Here is a 23,249-nt window from a genome sequence, read left to right on the forward strand (position 1 = left end):
TGAGCGGTCGGAGTTGCAGCGTCACCGCGAGGGGCGCAGCTCGGTGGACGGCCACGCGGGCCCGTGACCGAACCAGCCCCGCCACCCGCCGTGCGTGAGCAGGGTGCGGGTACGGGGGTCGATGAGCGCGAGGTAGAGCGTGAACGCCACGGCGATCACGAAGGCCACCTGGGACACGCTCACGCTGAGGTTGATGAACGGCCACACGGACAGCTGGTCCTGGGCGCCGAAGACCACGAAGAACGTGATCACGATGTAGATGCTGCGGATCTGCCAGTTGTCCTTGATGCCGGTGGCGGCCAGTAGCGGCAGGAACCACAGGATGTACCAGGGCTGGATGATGGGGGAGAGCAGCACCACGGCGGCGAACGCCACGGCCATGCGGCGCACGATCTTCCGGTCCCCTCCCACGAACATGAGCACGAGGACCAGCAGGATGGCCCCGCCCTGCAGCGCGCGCCTGAAGGTGGCGGCCATCTGGTCGCCGTGCAGGTCGAAGTGGTTGCCGATGCGCTCCACCTGCTGACCCAGGAACCCGGAGGGCGAGTAGCCGGTGTAACCGGGGGTGGGGTCCAGCAGCGCCCACGCCCAGCCGAGCCCCAGCCCGTCCACCATGCCGCTCAGGGCGAGGATGCCGAAGCTGAGTGAGGCGGTGGCCGCCCAGATCACGAAGCGCCGCAGCCAGGAGGCGTTCCTGCCCGCCCACAGCAGGCCGATGAACGGCAGCAGCAGGATGGTGATGGGTTTGATCCCGATGGACCCCGTGACCAGGAGTATTCCCAGCAGTGGATGTTTCGTGGCCGCGAAGTACACGCCCGCCACGGCCAGCCCCACCATGAGGGCGTCGTTGTGTGCGCTGGCCACGAAGCTGATGAGGAACAGGGGGTTGGCCACGGAGATCCACAGGGCCCGTGCCCCGTTGAGGTTGTGCAGTCCGGCGAGCTTGGGCACGTAGACCAGGCACAGCACCACGCCCACGTACGCCGCCGCGCGGAACAGCATCACGGACAGGTCCGGCTGCGCATCCGTCAGGCGGACCACGGCGGCCGCGATCCACAGGAAGTACGGCCCGTAGGGTGTGCGGGCCTGCGCCCACTCGGGGTCCGCGCCCAGCATGAACCAGTTGTCCAGGGAGGAGATGCCCTCCACGTACGGGTCCTTGCCTGCCAGCATGAGCCGGCCCTGGCCGATGTACGCGTAGACGTCCCGCGAGTAGATGGGCACGCAGAAGAGCATCGGCACGGACCATGCGATCACGGCCATCGTCACCGTCTTGAGCGATCCCGGTGGCCAGCCGCGTAGCCGCTGCCCGAGCCTGAGCCACGAGCGGATGAGCAGCATGGCTCCCAGGGTCAGCAGCACGGTGCACGTGTACACGCCCCACGCGTTGACCCGCAGCTCGATGACGAGGGGGTGGCGCACCATGGGGGAGCCGTTGGCGATCCACCCGGTTCCCAGGGACCCCAGGAACATCATCAGCGAGCCGATGACGCCCTGGACCACGGCCACACGCGCCCTCAGCTCCACGGTGGCGGTGGACCCGGTGTGCAGCTCCGCGGTGGGGACGGCAGGACCCGGTGCGGTCATGGTCTCCAGCCCCCTCAGCCAACCAGTGGTGGGCGAGCCGAGGTGTTCGCGGCTCCGCCCCCCGACTTTACAGGACCGCCCCTCCCGCACCGCCGGGCCTGCAGGGGACCGCGACGCCGCGGCGTGGCGGTTCCGCGCGGCAGGGCCGGCTCCCCGGCGGCGTCGTCCAGCACCGGGGTGGTCTGCCACCCGGGGGCGGGCCGACGCCCCGGGTGGCGCGGGGCTCGTGCGGTGCTTGGGCCCCTGCTCCGGCCCCGCCCCATAGAATCGGACGAGTGGAACGGCGCCCGCGGACCCGGGGTGCGCGTCACGCCGACGTTCCCGGGCCGCCGAGCGGTCTTCCGTGCCACTGCAAGCCACGCGCCGGTGCTCCCCGCCACGGAGCACCCGAGCCAGACCAGAATCCCGCGCATTCGGACAAGGACCGCCCCGTGCCCACCGACCGTTACTTCGCCACCCTCACCCGGGCGCGCGATGCCGTGATCCCCCGGCGCTGGCAGGAGCGCCTGATGACCCCGCGCGGGCTGCTCACGGGATTCCTGGTGGTGCACCTGGGGTTCCTGGTCTTCGCGCTGATCGTGTCCCTGCAGGGCAACGCGTTCAGTGACACCAACATCTACCGCGCGTGGGCGGAGGCGGGCTTCGACGAGGCCAACCTCTCCTCCGGTCCGAGTCCGTGGGTGTACCCCGTGCTCGCGCAGGTACCCATGGCGATCGCGGGCCTGTTCGGTCCCGGCCCGTTCTTCGTCCTCTGGGTCCTCATCATCTGCGTGCTCAACGCCCTGGCCATGGGCAAGCTCACCGACTGGGGTCGCAACCGCGCCGCGCTGTCCGCCGGCTGGTGGTGGCTCGGCTTCATCCTCCTGATGGGATGGCTGGGCTTCGCCCGCATGGACGGCGTCACGGCACCGGTGGTGCTGATCGCCATGGTCTACGGGGTGGCGCACCCGTTCGTCGCATCCCTGCTGCTGAGCATCGCCACCTGGACCAAGGTGTGGCCCGCCGCCGTGGTCCTCGCCCTGCTGAGCGCCGCACGACGCCGCGGGGCCGTCCTGCTCGCGGGCGTCCTGGCCACGCTGATCGCGGTGCTCGTGGCGGCGTCCACCGGCTCGCTGCACAAGATCGCGGACTTCGCGACCCAGCAGGGAGACCGCGGGATGCAGCTCGAGGCCACGTTCACCACGCCGTGGCTGTGGCTGTCCGTGCTGCACATCGGCGACTCGCACATGTACATGAACACGGACATCAACTCCATGCAGGTGGACGGCCCCGGCTCGGACGTGATGTCCAAGCTGATGCAGCCGCTGTTCGCCGTGGCCGCCGTGGTGGTGGTGGTGCTCATCGTGCGGGGTCTGCGCCACGGCCTGCGCGCCGGCGGTCTGGACCGCACCGCACTGTTCCTCGCCGGGTCGCTCACCATGGTCACCGCGTTCATCGTGTTCAACAAGGTGGGCTCGCCCCAGTTCATGGTGTGGCTCGGCCCCGTGATCGCCGTGGGGCTCGTGCACGACCGCCGCGCCTGGCGCACGCCCGCGCTGCTCGCCGTGCTGATCGGGATCGCCACGTTCTTCATCTACCCGCTCTTCTACACCGCGCTCAGCCACAACAACCCGGCCATGGCGCTCGTGCTCACGGTGCGCAACGCCCTGCTCGTGGTCCTCATGTGGTGGTCCGCCCGCGGGCTCCACCGCCTGGGCTCCGCCCCGAAGGAGGCCGCGGTTGCAGCGCCCCGGGCCTGACGACGACGCCGCTGCCGCTGCCTCCCCGGCGTCCGCACCCGGAGCTTCGGCGTCCGGGTTCGGGGCCCACGGGTCCGGGGCTGCTGGGACCGGGGCTGCTGGGACCTCTGCGTCCGGGGCCCCGGTGCCGGGGACTCCCGGCGCGGTGCACCGTGGCCTGCGCGAGCGGTTGCTGCGCCCCACCGCCGTGTGGTGCGGCTTCGCCGTGGTGCACCTCTACTTCCTGGGGTGGATGGCCTCCTTCTTCCTGCACGGCTGGGCGTTCAGCGACACCGAGCAGTACCGCGAGTGGGCCATGGCCGGGTACAACGCGCCCGTGACGGATGCCGTGAGCCCCTGGGTGTACCCCGTGCTCGCACAGCTCCCGATCATGCTCCCGCGGATCGCCGGGCACGACCTCTACCTGCTCGCCTGGACCCTGATGATCACCGTGCTCAACGCGGCGGCCATGTGGTTCCTGCTGCACCGGGCGCACCGCCCGGCGGTGGGGGAGCTGCCCGGGCCGGTCGGGGACCTTTCGGCGGCCGACGGCGCCGGGGCGCGCAACGGGCGCCCAGCGGCGGCAGACGCCCCGTCCGTCGCGCGGCACGAGCAGCCCGGCTCGGGCGACGGCGTGCAGGCGCCGGGAGCCGCGGGACAGGGCCGCGCGGCGGCGTCGTCCCCGCAGGCTCCGCGCGGGAGCTCGGCGGTGCTGAGCCGGCAGCGCTCGGCCGCGGTGGCCGGGTGGTGGTGGGTGGTGTTCACCGTGTTCCTGGGCTACCTGAGCTTTGCGCGCGTGGAGGGCGTGGCCGCGCCCATCGTGTTCCTCGGCCTGCTCTACGCAGTGCGCCAGCCCGTGGTGGGTGCGGCGCTGCTGAGCGTGGCCACCTGGATCAAGGTGTGGCCGGCCGCAACCGTCCTGGCAATGGTGATCGCGCTGCGCCAGCGCGTGCGGATTGTGCTCACCGGAGTGGTGGTGACCGCTCTGGTGGTCGCCGGTGTGCTGGCCCTCGGCGGGATCGAGCACATTGCGGACTTCGCCCTCAACCAGGGCTCCCGCGGGATGCAGCTCGAGGCCACGTTCTCCACGCCGTGGGTGTGGGCGGCGGTGCTGGGCATCGGTGGCTCCAAGATCGCGGACAACACCGCGATCAACTCCACCGAGGTCTACGGGCCCGGCGTGGACGTGATGGCCTCCCTCATGCAGCCCCTGCTGCTGCTCGCCGTGGCCGGTGCCGCGGCCCTGCTCCTCCGCGCCCTGCGGCGCGGCGCGGACCGCGGACGGCTGGTCTACGCGGGCACCCTGCTGCTGACCACCGTGCTGATCGTGTTCAACAAGGTGGGCTCGCCCCAGTTCATGGTGTGGCTCGCGCCGGTGATCATGGTGGGGCTGCTGCACGACCGCGTGCGCTGGCGCACCCCCGCGCTGCTGGTGCTGGGGATCGCGGCCACCACGTTCGTGATCTACCCGCTGTTCTACACGCCGCTGATCCACGCGAACCCGGTCATGGCCGCGGTGCTCACCGTGCGCAACGTGCTGCTCGTGGCCCTGCTGCTGTGGACGGCCCGGCGGATCTGGCAGCTCGGCAGCCGGGCCCCGGTGGACGCCCACACGAGCGGGCAGCGTCGTGCCCCGGGCCCTACCCTGGAGGCATGACCGTACTCGACGCCGTCCTGGCCTTCGCCGTGGTGGCCGGGCTGCTGACCCTCGTCCCCGGTCTGGACACCGCCCTCGTGCTGCGCTCCTCCCTGACCCGCACGCGCCCTTACGCGTGGGCGACCGCCGGGGGCGTGGCCACCGGTGCCGGCACCAACCTGCTCAACCCCAAGGTGGGGGTGTTCTACATCGCCACGATCCCGCAGTTCCTCCCCGAGGGGGTCTCCCCGTTGCTCATGGGCGCGCTGCTCGCAGGGGTGCACGGCGCGCTCACCATGGCGTGGTTCGCGCTCATCATCCTGGGCGGCGGCTACGCCCGGCGCTGGCTCGCGGACCCGCGGGCCCTGCGGATCATCGACCGGATCACCGGGACGGTGCTGATCGGCTTCGGCGCGAAGCTCATGGTGGACGCGATCCCCTCCGGGGCCGTGGCCCTCGGGCGTCCGCTGCCGCGCCTGGTGTAGACGCTCGTCCCCCTCCGTCTTCCGTGTCCCGGGACCGCCTCGGGGAGGAGCGGACAGCCCTTCCCCCCCCGGGGCGTCCGGGGCGCGGCGGCCGCGCCCGGCCCGGAACGGTTTCCGCCCTGGTAGGTCCTCACGCCCTCATGGGTGAAAATGTGCGGCATGAGTACTTCACCCCGTGGGGATGTCGACCCGAACGATCTGCGTTCCCGATTGCGGTCCATGACCGGGCGGGATCCCCGCGAGCGCGAGCGGGCCGCGAGCACGCTGGAGCTGCTGTTCGACCTGACCTTCGTGGTGGCGGTCGCACAGAGCGCCTCGCAGCTCGCCGAGGCGCTGGCGGAGGGTCACGTGGGCTCGGGGATCGCGGCCTTCTGCCTCACGAGCTTCGGGATCATCTGGGCCTGGATCAACTACTCGTGGTTCGCGAGCGCCTACGACACGGACGACTGGCTGTACCGGCTGCTCACGCTGCTGCAGATGATCGGCGTGGTGGTGCTGACGCTGGGCATCCCGGACATCTTCCACGCCGCGGCGCACGGCGAGCTGGACAACACGGTGAGCGTCACCGGGTACGTGATCATGCGCGTGGCCATGCTGGTGCAGTGGGGGCGTGCCCACCGCACCGACGGCGAGCACCGGCCGGCCATCCGCTTCTACCTGAGCACGCTGGTCATCGCCCAGGCCCTGTGGGTCGCCACGATCTTCCTGCAGACGACCGGGCTGCCGCTGCCGGTGCTCCTCGGGGTCACCGCCCTGATCGCCCTCGTGGAGCTGACCGGGCCGTTCCTCGCCGAACGGGGCTCGGGCACCGGCACACCGTGGCACGCAGGTCACATCACGGAGCGTCACGGTCTGCTCACCATCATCACCATCGGCGAGGTGGTGACCGGCACCGTCATCACCCTGCAGAACATCCTCGGCTCCGACGAGCAGCACATCGACTGGGGCGACACGATCCTTGTGGCGGTGTGCGGGACGGCGATCGCCTTCGGGTTCTGGTGGGCCTACTTCATCCCCCGGTTCGCGGAGGTGCTGCACCACCACCGGCGCCGCTCGTTCGGTTTCGGCTACAGCCACTTCCTGATCTGGCCCGCGCTCGCCGCCGTGGGCGGGGGTCTGCACCTCATGGCACTGTCCTTCGAGCACAGTGAGGACCTGCACGTCGACCACGTGGTGGCGGCGTGCGCGCTCGCCATCCCGGTGGGGGTCTTCACCGTCGGACTGTTCACCGCGCACTACCTCACCACGCGCTTCTGGGCCGGGCTGCACACCGCGATCCTCACGAGCAGCCTGGTGGTGCTCGCGGTGGCGGTGGTCCTCGCGGTGCTGAACGTGCCCCTGACCGTGGTGCTCGCGCTGTGCACGCTCGTCCCGTGGATCACGGTGGCGGCCTTCGAGCTGAGCGCGGGTGCCGATCACGAGGCCCGGGTGCTCGCGGAGCTTCCGGGGTGCGAGGGCGACGACGCCGTTCCCGCCTCCTGAGCGCACGCCCACTGGGGCGCGCGGCGGAGAGCAGGTTCCGGACGCGCGCCCTCCCGGCAGTCTGCCACCGACGTGATGACGCCGCGCGGCACCGAGGGGCGCGAGCGGCGTCGCCGTGCTGCGCGAGACGGCACGGGAACGTCCCGGCACCGTGGAACGAATCCCGCCCTCGTGCCCGCGAGAGGGAACGGGCGCGGCGGAGGGCCCGTCAGGAACCGTCGCCCCGGCGCTTCAGCCGGTTCACGGCGTACCCCAGCAGCGAGGGGGCCTCTTCCGGCTCCCGGGCCTCTGCGCTGCGCAACCGGTCCTCGCGCTTCTCGCGGTGGCGCTGCATGTGGTCTTCGTAGCGCTTCTGCTGGAGGCGCTGCTCCTGCTGCTCGGCGGCCTCCGTCTGCGGGTCCTCCGCGAACGCCGCCCCGCGTCCCTGCGGAGTCACGCGGGTGATGGGAGCGGTGGGCGGGTCCTGTGTGCGCTCGGCGGAGACGACCCGCGGGAGGCGGCGGCGGATCGCCTCCCGCTCGGCGCGTTCGGCCAGCCGCCGCTGGGAGGCGCTCTGCTTCCTGGGCGCGGCGTAGCGGTCGCGGATCTGCTCGATCACGGGCAGCTCGTCCGTGATCTCGTACGGCTCGTCCTCGTACTCCACGTCCGCGCGGTGGGACGACGTCGCCCGCGCCCGTTCGCGCGGGACCGGCGCGGCGGCGTCGTCCGGGGAGCGGGTGACCCGGGCGGTGGGCCCGGTCTCCGTGTCCTCGTCCCGCAGGGGGGTGACGCGCGGGACGGGCCCGGTGTCCACCACGACCTCCGCGGGGGTCTCCCAGCGGGTGTCCGCGAAGATGCGGTGGCTGCGCCAGCCGCGGAAGAGCTTCCACCCCAGGTAGAGGGTGCCCAGCAGCAGAACCATGGCCGGTTCGGCATATCCCGTGGCGTAGTACACGGTGGCCACGACCAGCGCCAGGATGCCCGCCCCCAGGGGCACGAGCGCGGCGGGGGACTGGACGGGCAGCAGGCCCAGCAGGTCCCGGGTGTAGCGGCTGTCGTGGCGCCGGCCGTGCAGGGCGTGGGCGCGTATCTTCACGCCCGGCGGAGTGTGCTCCGTGAGCTTCTGGACGGTGACGGGCGGCTCGTCCGGGTCATCGGGGTTGAGCACCACCGTGCGGGAGCGGCCCGCGGCCAGGGCGGCCCGCTGGGTGGCGGTGGCACCCGCGAGGAGCAGGTGGAGGCCCATGGAGAGCAGCACGTACGGCACCAGGACCGCCAGGGCGAGGGTGACCGCCCGCCAGAACCAGGCGACGTCCCCCGCGGGGAAGTTCTGGAAGTGCAGGGGGCCGCGCGTGAACCACAGCAGACCCGCCCCGGCGAGCAGCGCCCCGAGGCCGTTGAGCACCGCGTGCACGCGCAGCCGCGGCCAGCCGCGGGCAGAGCGCGCGGCCCAGCGCTGTTCGCGTGTGCGCATGGCTGCTCCTGGGATCCCGGGGACGGGGGGTGGTCTCAGGGTAAGCGCTGCCGCGGACACGCACAGCAGGCCAGGCCCCGGGCGCATCCTAGGATCAACCCGTGGCCCGCTTCCTCCTGGACATCTCCCCCGTGCGCGAGATCCCCGACTTCCGTCGGCTCTGGATGGGCTCCACGCTGTCCATGCTCGGCAGCCAGTTCACGGTGATCGCCATCAGTCTGGAGGTCTTCGAGCTCACCCGCTCCACGTTCGCCGTGGGAATGGTGGGGGTGTTCGCGCTCGTGCCGCTGATCGTGGCGGGACTGTACGGCGGGTCCATCGGGGACGCCTCGGACCGGCGGCTGGCCGGGCTGTGGACCACGGTGGGGCTGTTCGCCATGACCGTGGCGCTCGCCGCGCACGCGTGGCTGGACGTGCGCAGCGTGGGGGTGCTCTACGGGATCGTGGCCCTGCACTCGTTCGCGCAGGGACTGGGCCAGCCCGTGCGCGGCGCGATCGTCCCCCGGCTGGTCCCCGCTCGTCAGCTGCCCGCGGCCAACGCCCTGTTTCAGCTGACCATGGGCTCGTGCCTCATGGTGGGGCCGCTGCTCGGGGCGTTCACGGTGGCCGGGCTCGGCTTCGCGTGGGCGTACACGCTGGACGCCCTGAGCTTCGCGGTGAGCCTGTGGGCCATGTACAAGCTCCCGCCCCTGCCTCCCGAACCGGGCGAGGGCGGTGCCACCCGGGCCGGGTTCCGCTCGGTGGTGGAGGGCTTCCGCTTCCTGGCCACCCGCCCCAACCTGCGCATGACGTTCCTGCTGGACATCGCCGCCATGGTCTTCGCCATGCCGCGCGTGCTGTTCCCCGTGCTCGGGGCCTCCGTCCTGGGCGGGGACCAGCTCACGGTGGGTCTGCTCACCGCGTCCCTCGCGGCGGGCTCGGTGATCTCGGGGGTGTTCTCAGGCACATTCATACGCATCAACCATCACGGCAGGGCCTGCGCCGCCGCAGTGGCGGGCTGGGCCGTGTGCATCATGGTGTTCGGCGCGGTGGTCCTGCTCGCGTCCCGGGGCCTGGGAGCGGACACCGCCTGGCCACTGGTGCTCTCCTGCGCGACCCTCGTGGCCGCCGGGGTCATGGACTCGGTGTCCATGCTGTTCCGCACCACCATCCTGCAGGCCGCCACCCCGGACTCGCTGCGCAGCCGCCTGCAGGGCATTTTCATCGTGGTGGTGGCCGGAGGACCCCGCCTGGGCGACGCCGTCCTGGGTGCCGGCGGCCAGTTGCTCGGTCCCGGCTGGGCCGCCCTCGCCGGCGCGGCCGTCTGCCTGGTGCTCGTGCTCGTCCTGGTGCGCGCGTTCCCCGGCTTCCTGCGCTACGACGCGCGGGACCCGCAGCCGTGAGAAGCGGAGCCGGACGACGCTGCCCCGGCCCACCCCGCGCCCGGGACGCCGGGAAACCGTGAGCACCGACCCCCGCCCGCCTAGTCTGGTGCGGTGCCCTCCTCATCTGCGAACACCTCACACGGCGACGCCGCTGACGTGCCCGTCCCCGACGGCCACCCAGGCACCCCGGGTGGCCCAGCGGCGTCGTCCCCCTCCTCCGGGCCGGGCCTGAACCGTCAGATCCTGGCGCTCGCCGTGCCCGCGTTCGGGGCGCTGATCGCGGAGCCGCTGTTCCTGCTCGCGGACTCGGCGATCATCGGGCACCTGGGGACCGCGCAGCTCGCGGGCGTGGGGATTGCCTCCACGGTGGTGCAGACCGTGGTGGGGCTCATGGTGTTCCTGGCATACAGCACCACCCCCGCCGTGGCCCGCCACCTGGGGGCGGGGCGGATGGGCGAGGCCCTGCGCGTGGGCCGCGACGGCCTCTGGACTGCCGCGGGTCTGGGCGTGGTCCTGGCCGCGGTGGGTGCGGTGGTGATGCGGCCCCTGCTGCGGGCGATGGGGGCGCAGGGCGAGGTGCTGGACCACGCGACGTCGTACGCCCTGTGGTCCCTGCCCGGGCTGGTGGCCATGCTCGTGGTGCTGGCCGCCGTGGGGGTGCTGCGCGGACTGCAGGACACCACCACTCCGCTGGTCGTGGCGGGCGTGGGCGCGGCCGTGAACGCCGGACTGAACCTCGCGCTGGTCTACGGCGCGGACCTCGGGGTGGCCGGTGCGGCAATCGGCACGAGCCTCACCCAGTGGGGCATGGCCCTGACCTACCTGGTGATGCTGGGACGCCGGCTCCGCGCCGAGGGCGTGGCCGCGCGGACCTCCTGGGCGGGGATCCGCGCGCACCTCACCGTGGGCTCCTGGCTCATGCTGCGCACCCTGTCCCTGCGCGTGGCCATCCTGCTGACCGTGGTGGTGGCCACCGCGCAGGGGGCCGAGAACCTCGCCGCGTACCAGCTGACCATGACCATCTTCAACTTCCTCGCCTTCGCCCTGGACGCGCTCGCGATCGCCGCGCAGGCGCTGCTCGGCAAGGAGCTGGGCGCGCGGGACCTGCGGCGGGACGAGGACCGGGAGGCCGTGCGGCTGCTCATGCGCCGGCTGCTGCGCTGGGGGCTCGGATTCGGCGTGGTGACCGGCCTGCTGGTGGGTGTCCTGGGGCCTCGGCTGGGCTTCCTGTTCACGGACTCCCAGGACGTGCAGGCGCTGTTCGGCGTCTCCCTGCTGGTGGTGGCGGTGGGCCAGCCGCTCGCGGCGTTCGTGTTCGTGCTCGACGGCGTGCTGATCGGCGCGGGGGACGCGCGCTACCTCGCCCTGGCCGGGGTGGTGAACCTGGCGGTCTACCTCCCGCTGCTGTGGGCGGTGGGGCAGTGGGGCGGCTCCGGTGCGGCCGGGGCCGTGTGGCTGTGGCTCGCGTACGCCGGTGGCTACACGGGTGCCCGCGCCGCGACGCTGGGGTGGCGCATCCGCGGGTCGCGGTGGATGCTCGCCATGGCGTGACGGCCCGCCGGCGCCACCCGCACCGGCACCTGCCCCGGAGTCCCGCGGCCCGGGGTGGAAGGCCCTCCCGCGCGTGTGGTGAACCGCGCCGAAAGAGCCCTGCGGGACTATTCTTAAGGCATGAACAAAGACGTTCTGAACACCTCGTCCAACGCTCCCGTGCTGGTGGGCATCGACGGTTCCGAGATCGCCCTCCGGGCACTGGACCGCGCACTCACGGAGGCCCGCGCACGCCACGTTCCCGTGCGGCTGATCGGCGCGTACCCCGTGGCCGTGGTGGGTGATCCCGGTCTGGAGATGCGTTTCCGCGAGGCCGTCACCCAGGAGTGCGAGTCCAACCTCATGGCCGCCGTGGAGCACGCCCGCGCGCAGGCCCCGGAGGTGGAGATCGACACGGTCACCGCCGAGGGGGACGCCGCCCGGTCCGTGCTGCGCGCCGCGAAGGACTGCTGCCTGGTGGTCATGGGCAAGCGCGGCCGGGGCGGCGCACTGCGCGGCCGCCTGGGTTCGGTCTCCGCCGCGGTGGCGGCCCACAGCCCGGTTCCCGTGGTGGTGGTTCCGCCCGGTGAGCAGCAGGACGGCGCGGACCAGGACCAAGCCCGCACCGTTGTCCGGGAGGCCCAGGACGTGCAGCTCGCCGGGAACCAGGACGGGATCGGGCAGCCGCACCGCGTCCCGGCCTCGGAGACGGACTTCTCCGGGACCGTGGTGGTGGGCGTGGACGCCTCCGGGGACGAGAACCCCGCCGTGGCACAGGCCATCGAGTACGCCGCCGCCCACGGCCTGGGGCTGAGCCTGGTGTCCGTGAACGGTGCCCTGTCCGGAACGCCCGAGTGGTTCCAGGACCAGTACAACCAGACCTATTACTTCGAGGAGTCCCTCAAGAAGCTCTCCGGGCTCACGCGCAGCATTGCCCAGCGGGCTCCGGAGGTGCAGGTGAGCGACCACGCCTTCCTGGGCCGCCCCGGGCGGGTGCTGGTGCAGGCCACGCGCACCGCGGAGCTCGTGGTGGTGGGCTCGCGCGGCGTCGGCGGCTTCACGGGGCTGCTGCTGGGGTCCGTGTCCCAGGCGGTGCTGGCCGGTGCGGCCGGTCCCGTGATGGTGGTCCCCAACGCCCGCTGAGATCCAGCGCCCTCCCGAGAACACCCACAACTACCGACAGGCAGGTGCAGAAGATGACACAGAACATCGTGGTTGCGTACGACGGCTCCGACCACAGCGAGCGAGCGCTGGACTGGGCGGTCGCCGAGGCGCAGCAGCGTCAGCTGCCGCTGAAGATCGTGCTCTCCACGGGCCGGCAGACCGGCCTGGACCAGTCCCTCTACGGCGCGTTCGCGGAGGCCCTCCAGGAGGAGTCCGAACGGCTCGCCAGGACCGCCGTGGAGAAGGCCAAGGCGGCCGGGGTCAGTGCGCAGGGCATCATCGAGCGCGGGGACGCCGCCGGTGTGATCGTGTACGAGGCCAAGGACGCCGCCGTGGTGGTCATGGGCAAGCGCGGCCACCACGGGGTGCGCGGTCGGGTGGGCTCGGTCTCCGCGGCCGTCGCCTCGCACTCGAGCGCCCCCGTGGTGATCCTCCCCGAGAGCTGGAACCCGCAGGAGCGGGAGTCCCGCGCCGAGGGTGAGAGCTTCGCCGGGTGCGTGGTGGTGGGCGTGGACAAGCTCGGCGCCCAGAACAGGGCCGTCCCGCTGGCCGCCCGCTACGCCACCGAGCACGGTCTTCGCCTCGCCGTGGTGAGCGTGGTTCCCACCACCAGCTACCTGCCCATGAACTCCTACGAGCTGGAGCGCGCGGTCCAGGAGCAGCTGAAGGCCCCGGCAAAGGAGCTCACCGAGTCCGTGGCCCAGGAGCTGCGCGGGGACTTCCCGGACCTCGAGATCATCACTCGCGTGCTCGACGGTCGTCCCGCGGACGCCCTGGTGGACGCCTCCCGCACCGCGGACCTCCTGGTGATGGGCACGCGCGGCTACGGCGGCTTCCGCGGTCTGCTCATGGGCTCGGTCTCCCAGGCCGTCCTCGCGGACACGGAGTCCCCCGTGATGGTGGTCCCCACCGCCCAGCACTGAGTCCACCACTCGACGACGCCGCACGGCGCCGCCCCGCGGGCCGGTTCCCTCTCCGGGGGAGCCGGCCCGCGCCATGTCCGGGGCCTGCGGGGGAGGGCGCTGCGTCCCCGGGGACATACATGCGTCGCCGTGGGGCGCGGGAGGCGCAGTAGCGCGTCCCAGGGGCGGCGAGTGGGGCTGCGGAGGCGACCCGGGCGGCGTCGTGCCCGCACCGGGGGACGCCGCGCCGAGGGCGGCGGGGGTGTGTGCCGCGCCACGTGCGCCACGTAGCCTGGACCGCAGGAAACGGCGCGCTGCGCCGGTCGTCGAGCCCCGGGAGGACCCTGTGACCACCTCGAACGCAACCCTGCCCGCTGCGCGCAGAGTGCTGCTGACGGCAGCGCTGGGATCGGCTCTGGTGGCGGGCACGGCCTTGCCCGCCCGGGCACTGGACATCCCACCCCGGCCCAGCGAGGGTGCGGTGCAGGATCAGGCGGACCTGCTGAGCACGCAGGAGGAGGCGGACCTCAACCGCCTGATCGGGCAGAAGAACAAGGACAACGAGTACATCCGCGCCGCGGTGCTCACCGTGGACGGCACCCAGGGCGAGAGCATCGAGGACTACTCCCGGAAGGTCGCCACGGACTGGGGCGTGGGGGACGACGGCCGGAACAACGGCGTGCTCGTGGTCGCGGACATGGGCGAGCGGGAGCTGCGCATCGAGGTGGCGGACGGCGCCCGGGAGGTGCTCTCGGACGGGGACGCCGAGTCCATCATGAAGGACGAGCTGCAGCCCGGCTTCAAGGACGAGAAGTATGCCGAGGCGTTCACGAACACCCTCACCGAGGTCTACGACCAGGCGAACCCGCAGGCCGCGCACGAGCGGGAGGTCCGCAGCAACACCATCATGGGTGTGATCTTCGGACTGCTGGGCCTGGGCGGTGTGGTGGCCGGACTCCTGGCCTGGCGCCGCAGCCGCCGCACCAAGAAGATCCGGGAGCAGGCGGACCGGGAGATCGAGCAGTTCCAGCGCGAACACCCGGAGGAGAACATCACCGAGGGCATGCGCCGCGCCTACTACCGCTACCGGCAGCAGAACCCCAAGGCCCCGGGCCTCAACGCGACCCCCGGAAAGGCCAAGGACAAGGACGGCGTGGAGCGCGAGATCCAGTACGCGCCCACGTTCCAGAGCTGGCTGCCGCTGTACGTGATGTACCCGGCCGTGTACAGCGGGGCGTCCCACTCCTCGACCTCGGGCGGGTCGAACTACGGCGGTGGCGCGTCCAGCTCGTTCGGCGGTGGCGGCGGGTTCAGCGGCGGCGGGGCGTCCGGGAGCTTCTGACCCCGGGACGGCGTCCGCTCACACGGCGTCGAAGACGTTGAGGTAGCGGCGGATCCGCTCGTTGTCGGACGCGAAGAAGCCCTCCGGCGTGCCGTCGAAGCCGATGCCGCCGTCCGCGAGGAAGACGATGCGGTCCGCGACCCGGCGGGCGAACCCGATGTTGTGGGTCACCACCACCAGGGAGCGGCGTTCCCGGGCCAGGTCCACCATGACCTTGATGACCTCGGCCTCCAGCTCGGGGTCCAGGGCGGAGGTGGGTTCGTCGAAGAGCAGGTAGTCGGGTTCCACCGCCAGTGCCCGGGCGATCGCCACGCGCTGCTGCTGACCGCCCGAGAGGTTGTCCGGGTACTCCTGCAGCCGGTGGTCCATGCCCACCTTGCCCAGCAGCTCCGTGGCGCGGGCCCGGGCGGTGGCGCGGTCCGCCTTGCCGTTGAGCACCGGGGGCATGGCCACGTTCTCCAGCACCGTCTCGTGGGGGAACAGGTTGTACCCCTGGAACACCATGGCCGAGCGCCGCCGGATGGCCGCCACCTGCTTGCGGGTGAGCGTGGCGCCGAAGGTCACCGAGTCCCCGTTGATGCTCAAGCACCCGGACTCCGGGACCTCCAGCAGGTTCATGGTGCGCAGCAGCGTGGACTTGCCGGAGCCGGAGGGCCCCAGCACCACGGTGGTCTCCCCGCCCCGCAGCTGCAGGGAGACCTGCTTCAGGACAGGGGTCCCGCCGAAGCTCTTGGAGACGTCGTTCAGCTCAAGCACGGGAGCTCCTGATGTAGCGGTTCGACACCCGCTCCAGGCGGGACTGCAGGAAGGACAGGACGGTGAAGATCGCCAGGTAGACCACGGCCACCTCCGCGTAGAGCGCCAGGGGCTGGAAGGTGGTCGCGGCGATCTGGCGGCCCACCTGGAACACGTCCGCCAGGGTGATCACCATGACCAGTGAGGTGCCCTTGACGAGGTCGATCAGGTCGTTGCCCAGCGGGGGCAGCGCGATCCGCAGCGCCTGGGGTGCGATCACGTGGCGGACCGTCTGCCACCCGGTGTAGTTCAGGGTCCGGGCGGCCTCCAGCTGGCCCCGGGGAATGGACTGCACGGAGGCCCGCAGCGTCTCCGCGGCGTACGCGCCGGTGTTCAGTGTGAACGCGATGATGGCCGAGGTCCACGCGGAGAGCGTGATGCCCGCGGCGGGCAGGCCGTAGAAGATGATGAACAGCTGCACCAGGATGGGCGTGCCACGGAACAGCCACACGTAGAACCGGGACAGCCACTGCAGGGGGCGGATGCGGCTGAGCCGCATGGCGGTGGCGAGCACCGCGACCGCCAGGGCCAGGACGAAGGCGATGATGCTCAGCGGAACGGTCACCTTCACGGTGGCCGCCAGCAGCTGGGGAAGGGAGTCGGCCCACAGGCTCAGGAAATCGGTCATGGCTCCGGGGTGAGGTCGGTGGACACGTACTTCTCGTAGATCTTCCTCAGATCTCCGGTGTCCATGCGGTGGTTCAGGGACTGGTCCACGGCCGCGCGCAACCGCGGCTGGTTGCGGGCCATGAGGACCGCGGACTCCGAGGCCTCGCCGAGCGGCCCGTCCAGGAGACGGATGCCGGCGTCGGGGCGCTGCTCGAAGAAGGACTGGAAGGTCACGAAGTCGTTGCCGGTCATGTCCACGCGCCCGAAGGCCACGAGCATGACCGCCTCGTCGAAGCCCGTGACGGGAACCAGCTGGGCGCCGGCCCTGGCCATGCTCTGGCCGAAGTTCGAGGTCTCGGTCTGGGCCGCCGAGTGACCGGAGACCTGGTCCACGGAGGTCAACGGCGAGTCCTTCGCCACCCCCACCCGCCCCTGGGAGACGGCGTAGGGGACGGAGAAGTCGAACGCCTCCTTGCGCTTGGCGGTGGGGGCGATGTTGTTCATGACCAGGTCGTAGCGGCCCGCGTCCACCCCCGCGATCAGCGAGTCCCACTGGGTCTCCACGAAGGTGGCGCGCACCCCGAGGTCACGGGCCACGAGGTCCCCGATCTCCTTCTCGAAGCCCACCAGCGCGCCGGAGCCGTCGTGGTAGCCGTAGGGGCGGAACGTGCCCTCCATGCCGATGCGCACCTCGCCCGCGTCCTGGATCCGCTGCAGGGCGTCCCCGGCGGGCATGGCTGCGGAACCCTCCGGTGCGCCGTCGTCCGGGGAGCAGGCCGCCAGGACGGCGCTGAACCCCACCAGCCCTGTGGCGCTCAGGAGAGCTCGTCGGCTCGGCAGCTGCGGTGTCATGGGGAATCCGGGGCTCACGCGGCGTCGAGGGCCTGGGCGAGGTCCGCGAGCAGGTCCTCGACGTCCTCGATGCCCACGGCCACGCGCAGCAGGTTCTCGGTCAGGTGGGCGGTCTCCCGGTCCTCGGGGGAGTACGCCCCGTGGGTCATGGAGGTGGGGAGGCAGATCAGGGACTCGATCCCGCCCAGGCTCACGGCGAAGCCGAAGATCCTCAGGGCACCCAGGAACGCGCGGACATCCTTGCCCGGCACGAGCTCGAAGGAGAACAGGCCCCCGGGGCCGTCCGCCTGGGACTCCTGGATCCGGGCCTCCGTCTCGTCGTACGAGCCGGGGACCAGGACGCGAGCGACCTCCTCGCGCCCGCGCAGGAACTCCACGATCTTCCGGGCGTTCTCCTGCTGCCGGTCCAGCCGGATGCCGAGGGTCTTCACGGACTGGATCAGGCGGTAGGAGTCGATGGGGGAGAGCACCCCGCCGGAGACCATCTGGGCCAGGTGCACCTGCTCGGCCAGCTCGTCGTCGTTCGTGCTCACGACGCCGCCCAGCAGGTCCCCGTGCCCGCCCAGGTACTTGGTGGCGGACTGGACGGTGACGTCCGCGCCCAGCTCCAGCGGCCGCTGCAGGTAGGGGGTGAGGAACGTGTTGTCCACGACCACCAGGGCGCCGTGGCGGTGCGCCAGCTCCACCACGCGGCGGATGTCGGTCACGCGCAGGGTGGGGTTGCTCGGGGTCTCCAGGAACACGATGCGGGTGCTCTCGTCGAAGTCCTCGTCCGTGAGCTGGTTGAGGTCGTCGTGGAAGTGCGTGGTCACACCGCGCTTGGGCAGCTCGATGGTGGCCCAGCGGTAGTTGCCGCCGTACACGGGCAGGCCCATGATCACGGAGTCCCCGGAGTGCAGGGTGCCCAGCACGGCACCGGTGGCGGCCATGCCGGTGGAGAACGCGAACGAGTGCCGGGCGCCCTCCAGGGCCGCGAGGGTGGTCTCGGCGTCGGTGCGGGTGGGGTTGGACCCGCGCTGGTACTCGAACGGACCCTCCCCGCCCTCGGTGGGCTGCAGGAAGGTGGAGGCCGTGTGGATCGGGGGCACCACGGCGCCCAGGGCGACGTCGTGCAGTGCGTGGATGGTGCGAGTGGTGAAGCCGGCCAAGAGGTCCTCCGTCGAAGTGGTCAAGGGAGTCAGGTCTACACCGTTTCAGCACCGGAAGGCGAGATGTGTTGCGTCAGAAGACGTGGTGCGGCGTCGTGCTCGGGTGCCGCCCGCACCGCCGGCGCTGCGGTATTCGAGCCAGCGTGGGCGAGGGCCAGGTGAGAGGTGGGCGCGCCGTGTCTCCGCAGGGGCGGTGTGTCGAAGTCTCCGCGGGCGGAGGCGGCGCCTCGGGACGTTCTCGACGCCGCCGCCCGGTCACCTCGCGCTGTCCAGCAGCAGCCGGTGCAGTGTGGTGTCCCCCATGAGCTCGGGGTGGAAGCTGATGCCCAGCACGTTGTCCTGCCGCACGGCCACCACGGCCCCGCGGTGGCGGGCCAGGACCTCCACGCCGTCCCCCGCCCGGGTGACCTCGGGCGCGCGGATGAACGCGGCCTTCAGGTGGTCGCCGGGGCCCACGACGCCGCTCGCCGGGCCCAGCCACGCCAGGTCCACCTCCGCGGACGCCACCTGCGAGCCGAACGCGTTGCGGTTCACGCTCACGTCCAGCACACCCAGTGACTGCTGGCCGGGTGCCGGGTCCTCGATCTGCGTGGCCAGCATGATGAGCCCCGCGCAGGTCCCGAGCGTGGGGAGACCGCCGCGGATCGCGCCCCGCAGCGGCTCGAACAGCCCGAACGTGCGGCACAGCCGGTCCACCGTGGAGGACTCTCCGCCGGGCAGGATCAGGGCGTCGAGGCCCGCCAGGTCCTCCGGAGCGCGCACCTTCACGGCGCGGGCGCCCAGGGACTCCACGGCGCGCACGTGCTCCACCACGCCGCCCTGCAGCGCGAGCACGCCGACCACCGGGGTTGTCGGCTCGCTCGCTTCGTGCGATGTCGGGGCCTGCGAGGACGGGCCACGGTCCAGGGGGGCATCCTGCGCGGACCGCTCACCGGCGTCCCGGCCGGGGGCGGACGGCGGCGACGCCGCACCCCCGCCCTGCCCGCCCGCGGTGGGGCGGGCGGCGGTGTCCGGGCGGGCGGCTTCGTCGGGCGTGCGGTGCTGCGAGGGGGGCTCGCTCACCAACCGCGCTCCGCGAGGCGGTGCGGGGCGGGGAGGTCCGCCACGTTGATGCCCACCATGGCCTCGCCCAGCCCGCGGGAGGCGTCCGCGATGCGGGCGGGGTCGTCGTAGTACGCGGTGGCGGCCACGATGGCGCGGGCACGCTCGGCCGGGTTGCCGGACTTGAAGATGCCCGAGCCCACGAACACGCCGTCCGCGCCCAGCTGCATCATCATGGCGGCGTCCGCGGGGGTGGCCACGCCACCGGCGGTGAACATCACGACCGGCAGCGAGCCCGTGCGCGCCACCTCGGCCACGAGTTCGTAGGGCGCCTGCAGCTCCTTGGCCTTGACGTACAGGGCGTCCGGGGCGGCGGTGTGGAGGGCCTGCAGCTCCGCGATCTGCGCGCGGATGGTGCGGATGTGCTTGGTGGCCTCGGAGACGTCACCCGTGCCCGCCTCGCCCTTGGAGCGGATCATGGCCGCGCCCTCGGTGATCCGGCGCAGCGCCTCACCGAGGTTGGTGGCGCCGCACACGAAGGGGACGTCGAAGCGGTGCTTGTCGATGTGGTTGGCGTAGTCCGCGGGGGAGAGCACCTCGGACTCGTCGATGTAGTCCACCTTGAGGTGCTGCAGCACCTGCGCCTCCACGAAGTGCCCGATCCGCGCCTTGGCCATCACCGGGATGGAGACGGTGTCGATGATGGACTCGATGAGGTCCGGATCGCTCATGCGGGCCACGCCGCCCTGCGAGCGGATGTCTGCGGGCACGCGCTCCAGGGCCATCACGGCCACCGCGCCGGCATCCTCGGCGATCCGTGCCTGCTCGGCGGTGACCACGTCCATGATCACGCCGCCCTTGAGCATGTCCGCGAGCCCGCGCTTCACGAGGCGCGAACCGGTCACGGGAGCGGGGTTCTGGACGGAGGTCTGCGTGGTGTCAGTCATGCGGTTCATCCTGACGCCCTGAGTGGCCCAGGAACAGAGCCATAATTGGGGGAAATGGCTGGTCCACGCAGGAGCGGCCCCACGTCAGGAGGATCTGGTGCGCCACCCCCGGGACATCGACCTGCCCCTCACCGTGGACCGCACCTCCGGGGTGGCCCTGGGTGAGCAGCTCGTGCGCCGGGTCCGCGACCTCGTGGCGCGCGGCGTCCTGCGCCCCGGTGACCCGCTGCCGTCCTCCCGGGCGCTCGCCGCCCGCCTGGGCATCTCCCGCGGCACCGTGACCGCGGCGTGGGACGTCCTCGCGGGGGAGGGATACCTCGTGGCGGACCGCGGTGCCACACGGATCACACCGTCCCTGCACCTGGACCGGGAGCCCGCGCGTCCCACGCCACCGTCCGCTGCGCCGCTTGCCCCGCCCCCGGCCCGCCCAAGGCCTGCCCGCACGACCACGCCCTGCACGACGTCGCCCGGTCGCCCGGGTGCCGCGCCGTCCCTCGCGGCCCCGGTGGTACCGCACCGGACCCCGCCGGACGCGCGAGGCGCGGCCACCCCCCACGAGGAGGGCCTCTTCGACCTGCGCCCGGGTGCGGGTCCCGTCACCTCGCTGGACACCCCCGCGTGGCGCGGGGCGTGGCGGAACGCCGCGGGCGCCGCGGCCACCGGGGAGACCGCGGATACATCCCTCCAGGGGCATCTTTCCGCCTACCTGCGGCTCAGTCGCGGGATCGTGCGCGCTCCGGAGGAGATCCTCGTCACCGCCGGGGTCCGGGACGGGCTGCAGCTGGTGCTGCGGGTCCTGGGCCTGGCGCGGCGTCGGACCCTGCGGGTGGCGGTGGAGAACCCGGGCTACCCCGCGCTGCGCCGGGTGGTGGCGGCCACCGGGCACACCGCGCTGCCCATCCCCGTGGACGCGCACGGGCTGGACCCCGCGGTGCTGCCCGCCGGGAGCTGGTCCGGGGCGGGCCGCTGGGACGTGGCCGCGCCGCCGGACGTCCTGGTGCTCACCCCCGGCCACCAGTACCCGCTGGGCGGCACCATGCCGGTGAGCCGCCGCGCGGAGCTGCTGTCCTGGGCGCGCGAGCACGGTGCGGTGGTCATCGAGGACGACTACGACTCCGAGCTGCGCCACACCGGCCAGCCCCTGCCCGCCCTCGGGGCACTGGACACCGCCCGCGACACCGTGGTGACGCTCGGCAGCTTCGCCAAGGTGCTGGGCAGCGCGGTGGGAGTGGGGCACCTCGTGGCCCCCGCGCCCCTGCTCCCGGAGCTCCTGCGGGCCCGGGCGGACCTGGGATCGCCCGTGTCCCGCGTGGCCCAGGACGCCATCGCCCGGTTCATGGACGCGGGCGAGTTCCAGCGCCACACCGCCCGCATGCGCCGCTCCTTCCGCCGACGCCGCTCGCTCGTCTCGGACGCGCTGGACCCCCTCCCCGGGGTGGTCGTGGCCCCGATGGCCGGGGGCGCGCACGCCGTGGTCGAGGTGCCGGACGAGGCCGCCGCGGTGGCGGGAGCGCGGGAGCGCGGGGTGCTCGTGAGCGGGCTGCGGGACTACTGGGCCGGCGGGGCCGCTGCGGGTGCCCCGGAGCGGCGGGGTGCGGCGTCGTCACCCGGGGAGGGACTGGTGCTGGGGCTCACGGCGCGGGACGAGGACCTCGTGCGCGGCACCCGCGTGCTGCGGGACGTGCTGGGAGGCTGAGGGGCTGCGGGGCCGCAAGGCTGGGGGCTGAGGAGCGGAGCGGTGTGGGGGTGCTGCGGGGCGGGTGCCGTGCAGCGGTGGTGCAGAACGTCGGCGCGGTGACTCGACGCCGGGCCCCGGCGCAGACCCTTTGGGCGGTGGCGGGCCGGAGGGGGCAGGTGCCGGGGATCCCGTCAGGGGGGCTCGATAGACTGGGCGAAACACCCGCCGCGATCCCAGGAGTTCCCGCGTGCCCCAGTCCATTCCCGCACCGCACGGCGACGAGAGCCGCCCGGGCCCCCGCCGCGCCGACGTGCGCCACGACCTGTGGGCGCCCACGCTGGTGCGTGCCGTGGTGGCGCTGGTCTTCGCCGCGATCACCGTGTTCTGGCAGGAACCGTCCCCCGCCGCGGGGCGCTGGGTCATGGCCCTGTTCCTCGTGGGCACGGGCCTCTCCGCGCTCTTCCTGCAGGTGCGCCTGAACCGGAACGAGTCCGTGGACCTCGGGGCGAGCCGCGGCATCCCCCAGTCCTACGGGGTGCTCTACGTCCTGGGCGGCGCGCTCACGGCTGTGGTGGCCACGAGCAACTGGGTGTTCGTGCTGCTCTCCGCCGTGGTCCTGGGACTGTGCGGGATCACGGAGCTGGTGCTCGGCATGCGGTTCCGGGGGGAGTTCCCTCTGGGGAGGGACTGGACGCTGTGCGGCGCGATCACCGTGTTCGCGGCCATGGGCATGGTGCTCGTGGAGACGCTCGGGACCAAGGCGGAGCTCGGCGTGGTGGGTGGTGCGGCCATCCTGATCGGCGTCACCCAGCTCATTGCCGCGCTGAGCCTGCGCCACGACGCCCGGGCCGCGGACGGCACTGCCGCCCACCCTTCCCGTGAGGGCTGACGGCGTAGACTCACAGGTTGAACCGGCGGACGGGACTCCGCCGCCTCGCACCCCGAACACTGCCAGGAGGAATCACGTGGCCCAGCGCACTGAGCACAACGGCCGGCGCACAACGGACATCAAGGGGCCCCTGGTCATCTCGGCCGTCCTGGCCGTCGTGGCGTTCGTGATCGTCTCCGTGGTGGCCGCCGGCGGTTCCGACAACGCGGCCCGTGTGGGGCTGGGACTGATTGCCGCCGGCATCACGTTCATCGCCTCCGTGGTGGTGTGCGCCACCCTCATGCTGCTGGAGAAGCCCAACGCCGAGGAGCTCGGCCAGGGCACCGGCGTGAACCGTTCCTCCGCCAAGATCTTCGCGGAGAACAAGGCGCGCCGCGAGGCCGAGCGGGCACGCAGCACGGAGCAGGGCGGCACCGCTTCCCGCGCCGCGGACGAGCCCGAGTTCGGCCAGCGCGTCCACCCGGACACCACCGGCGAGAAGCCGGGCTCGAGCGCTCGCTGATCTTCGCGCGGGGCAGCGGTCCCGGCGTGCAACGAGGCCCCGGGGACCATGTGGTCCCCGGGGCCTCGTCCTGCGCGGCACGTCGTCCTGGGCGTGTGGTGCCTGCGGGGCATGTGACGGTGGCC

Annotated in this window: 20 protein-coding genes; 12 read left to right on the forward strand and 8 right to left on the reverse strand. The window is 72.5% G+C overall.

Going from position 1 to position 23,249, the window contains the following annotated elements; genetic code table 11:
* Positions 1-21: 21 nt before the first annotated feature.
* Positions 22-1,587, reverse strand: a complete 1,566-nt coding sequence (gene mptB / locus EAE32_RS01805; protein ID WP_121863993.1) for a polyprenol phosphomannose-dependent alpha 1,6 mannosyltransferase MptB — start codon at positions 1,585-1,587, stop codon at positions 22-24.
* Between the two features lie 431 nt (positions 1,588-2,018).
* Here mptB and EAE32_RS01810 point away from each other — a divergent pair, with 431 nt between their 5' ends.
* From EAE32_RS01810 to EAE32_RS01825, 4 genes are all read left to right on the forward strand, one after another.
* A complete protein-coding gene (locus tag EAE32_RS01810) occupies positions 2,019-3,326 on the forward strand; it encodes a glycosyltransferase family 87 protein (protein WP_121863994.1) in 1,308 nt (435 codons plus the stop codon).
* Positions 3,327-3,558: 232 nt separating this feature from the next.
* Positions 3,559-4,962 carry a hypothetical protein gene (locus tag EAE32_RS01815; RefSeq protein ID WP_424321734.1) on the forward strand — a complete coding sequence of 468 codons (1,404 nt, stop codon included), beginning with the start codon at positions 3,559-3,561 and terminating at the stop codon, positions 4,960-4,962.
* Complete coding sequence (locus EAE32_RS01820; protein WP_121863996.1) at positions 4,959-5,426, forward strand: LysE family translocator; 468 nt, start codon at positions 4,959-4,961, stop codon at positions 5,424-5,426. The genes EAE32_RS01815 and EAE32_RS01820 overlap by 4 nt, the downstream gene beginning before the upstream one ends.
* A 159-nt stretch (positions 5,427-5,585) precedes the next feature.
* A complete protein-coding gene (locus EAE32_RS01825) occupies positions 5,586-6,908 on the forward strand; it encodes a low temperature requirement protein A (RefSeq protein ID WP_207803842.1) in 1,323 nt (440 codons plus the stop codon).
* Positions 6,909-7,116: 208 nt separating this feature from the next.
* On the opposite strand, the gene EAE32_RS01830 is transcribed toward EAE32_RS01825, so the two are convergent.
* Complete coding sequence (locus tag EAE32_RS01830) at positions 7,117-8,361, reverse strand: hypothetical protein (RefSeq protein ID WP_121863998.1); 1,245 nt, start codon at positions 8,359-8,361, stop codon at positions 7,117-7,119.
* Between the two features lie 101 nt (positions 8,362-8,462).
* Here EAE32_RS01830 and EAE32_RS01835 point away from each other — a divergent pair, with 101 nt between their 5' ends.
* The 5 genes from EAE32_RS01835 to EAE32_RS01855 all read left to right on the forward strand — a co-directional run bounded on the left by EAE32_RS01835 (position 8,463) and on the right by EAE32_RS01855 (position 14,663).
* Positions 8,463-9,743 (forward strand): MFS transporter, encoded by a 1,281-nt coding sequence (locus EAE32_RS01835; RefSeq protein ID WP_121863999.1) that lies wholly within the window; start codon positions 8,463-8,465, stop codon positions 9,741-9,743.
* A 93-nt stretch (positions 9,744-9,836) separates the two neighbouring features.
* Positions 9,837-11,276 carry an MATE family efflux transporter gene (locus tag EAE32_RS01840; protein WP_424321726.1) on the forward strand — a complete coding sequence of 480 codons (1,440 nt, stop codon included), beginning with the start codon at positions 9,837-9,839 and terminating at the stop codon, positions 11,274-11,276.
* Positions 11,277-11,396: 120 nt separating this feature from the next.
* Entirely contained in the window at positions 11,397-12,398 is a 1,002-nt protein-coding gene (locus tag EAE32_RS01845) for a universal stress protein (RefSeq protein ID WP_121845136.1), read from the forward strand.
* 53 nt (positions 12,399-12,451) lie between these two features.
* On the forward strand, positions 12,452-13,342 hold the full coding sequence (locus EAE32_RS01850) for a universal stress protein (RefSeq protein ID WP_121845135.1): 891 nt from the start codon (positions 12,452-12,454) through the stop codon (positions 13,340-13,342).
* Between the two features lie 325 nt (positions 13,343-13,667).
* Positions 13,668-14,663, forward strand: a complete 996-nt coding sequence (locus EAE32_RS01855) for a TPM domain-containing protein (protein WP_121864000.1) — start codon at positions 13,668-13,670, stop codon at positions 14,661-14,663.
* 18 nt (positions 14,664-14,681) lie between these two features.
* On the opposite strand, the gene EAE32_RS01860 is transcribed toward EAE32_RS01855, so the two are convergent.
* From EAE32_RS01860 to pdxS, 6 genes are all read right to left on the reverse strand, one after another.
* Positions 14,682-15,419 carry an amino acid ABC transporter ATP-binding protein gene (locus EAE32_RS01860; RefSeq protein ID WP_121845133.1) on the reverse strand — a complete coding sequence of 246 codons (738 nt, stop codon included), beginning with the start codon at positions 15,417-15,419 and terminating at the stop codon, positions 14,682-14,684.
* Positions 15,412-16,086, reverse strand: coding sequence for an amino acid ABC transporter permease (locus EAE32_RS01865; protein ID WP_121864001.1), 675 nt, complete (start codon positions 16,084-16,086; stop codon positions 15,412-15,414). The genes EAE32_RS01860 and EAE32_RS01865 overlap by 8 nt, the downstream gene beginning before the upstream one ends.
* Positions 16,083-16,919 carry an amino acid ABC transporter substrate-binding protein gene (locus EAE32_RS01870; RefSeq protein WP_121864002.1) on the reverse strand — a complete coding sequence of 279 codons (837 nt, stop codon included), beginning with the start codon at positions 16,917-16,919 and terminating at the stop codon, positions 16,083-16,085. The genes EAE32_RS01865 and EAE32_RS01870 overlap by 4 nt, the downstream gene beginning before the upstream one ends.
* 14 nt (positions 16,920-16,933) lie before the next feature.
* Positions 16,934-18,067, reverse strand: a complete 1,134-nt coding sequence (locus EAE32_RS01875; RefSeq protein ID WP_121864003.1) for a trans-sulfuration enzyme family protein — start codon at positions 18,065-18,067, stop codon at positions 16,934-16,936.
* A 255-nt stretch (positions 18,068-18,322) separates the two neighbouring features.
* A complete protein-coding gene (pdxT, locus tag EAE32_RS01880; RefSeq protein WP_165860416.1) occupies positions 18,323-18,910 on the reverse strand; it encodes a pyridoxal 5'-phosphate synthase glutaminase subunit PdxT in 588 nt (195 codons plus the stop codon).
* Positions 18,911-19,125: 215 nt separating this feature from the next.
* Positions 19,126-20,055 (reverse strand): pyridoxal 5'-phosphate synthase lyase subunit PdxS, encoded by a 930-nt coding sequence (gene pdxS, locus EAE32_RS01885; protein WP_121846853.1) that lies wholly within the window; start codon positions 20,053-20,055, stop codon positions 19,126-19,128.
* Between the two features lie 22 nt (positions 20,056-20,077).
* Between pdxS and pdxR the strand changes: the two genes are divergently transcribed.
* The 3 genes from pdxR (at position 20,078) to EAE32_RS01900 (ending at position 23,124) form a co-directional block, all read left to right on the forward strand.
* On the forward strand, positions 20,078-21,751 hold the full coding sequence (pdxR, locus tag EAE32_RS01890) for a MocR-like pyridoxine biosynthesis transcription factor PdxR (protein WP_243635534.1): 1,674 nt from the start codon (positions 20,078-20,080) through the stop codon (positions 21,749-21,751).
* A gap of 229 nt (positions 21,752-21,980) precedes the next feature.
* Positions 21,981-22,622: a hypothetical protein gene (locus tag EAE32_RS01895; protein ID WP_243635535.1), complete on the forward strand. Its 642-nt coding sequence runs from the start codon at positions 21,981-21,983 to the stop codon at positions 22,620-22,622.
* Positions 22,623-22,698: 76 nt separating this feature from the next.
* Positions 22,699-23,124: a hypothetical protein gene (locus EAE32_RS01900; RefSeq protein WP_121846731.1), complete on the forward strand. Its 426-nt coding sequence runs from the start codon at positions 22,699-22,701 to the stop codon at positions 23,122-23,124.
* Positions 23,125-23,249 lie beyond the last annotated feature (125 nt).

The organism is Kocuria tytonicola (assembly GCF_003687175.1).
Classification (GTDB): Bacteria; Actinomycetota; Actinomycetes; order Actinomycetales; family Micrococcaceae; genus Kocuria; species Kocuria tytonicola.

Bases quoted from the DNA above. Each gene is read 5' to 3' on its own strand.
- mptB (WP_121863993.1), bottom strand. From the start codon at position 1,587: ATGACCGCACCGGGTCCTGCCGTCCCCACCGCGGAGCTGCACACCGGG.
- EAE32_RS01815 (WP_424321734.1), top strand. From the start codon at position 3,559: ATGGCCTCCTTCTTCCTGCACGGCTGGGCGTTCAGCGACACCGAGCAG.
- EAE32_RS01820 (WP_121863996.1), top strand. From the start codon at position 4,959: ATGACCGTACTCGACGCCGTCCTGGCCTTCGCCGTGGTGGCCGGGCTG.
- EAE32_RS01825 (WP_207803842.1), top strand. From the start codon at position 5,586: ATGAGTACTTCACCCCGTGGGGATGTCGACCCGAACGATCTGCGTTCC.
- EAE32_RS01830 (WP_121863998.1), bottom strand. From the start codon at position 8,361: ATGCGCACACGCGAACAGCGCTGGGCCGCGCGCTCTGCCCGCGGCTGG.
- EAE32_RS01845 (WP_121845136.1), top strand. From the start codon at position 11,397: ATGAACAAAGACGTTCTGAACACCTCGTCCAACGCTCCCGTGCTGGTG.
- EAE32_RS01850 (WP_121845135.1), top strand. From the start codon at position 12,452: ATGACACAGAACATCGTGGTTGCGTACGACGGCTCCGACCACAGCGAG.
- EAE32_RS01865 (WP_121864001.1), bottom strand. From the start codon at position 16,086: ATGACCGATTTCCTGAGCCTGTGGGCCGACTCCCTTCCCCAGCTGCTG.
- EAE32_RS01870 (WP_121864002.1), bottom strand. From the start codon at position 16,919: ATGACACCGCAGCTGCCGAGCCGACGAGCTCTCCTGAGCGCCACAGGG.
- pdxS (WP_121846853.1), bottom strand. From the start codon at position 20,055: ATGACTGACACCACGCAGACCTCCGTCCAGAACCCCGCTCCCGTGACC.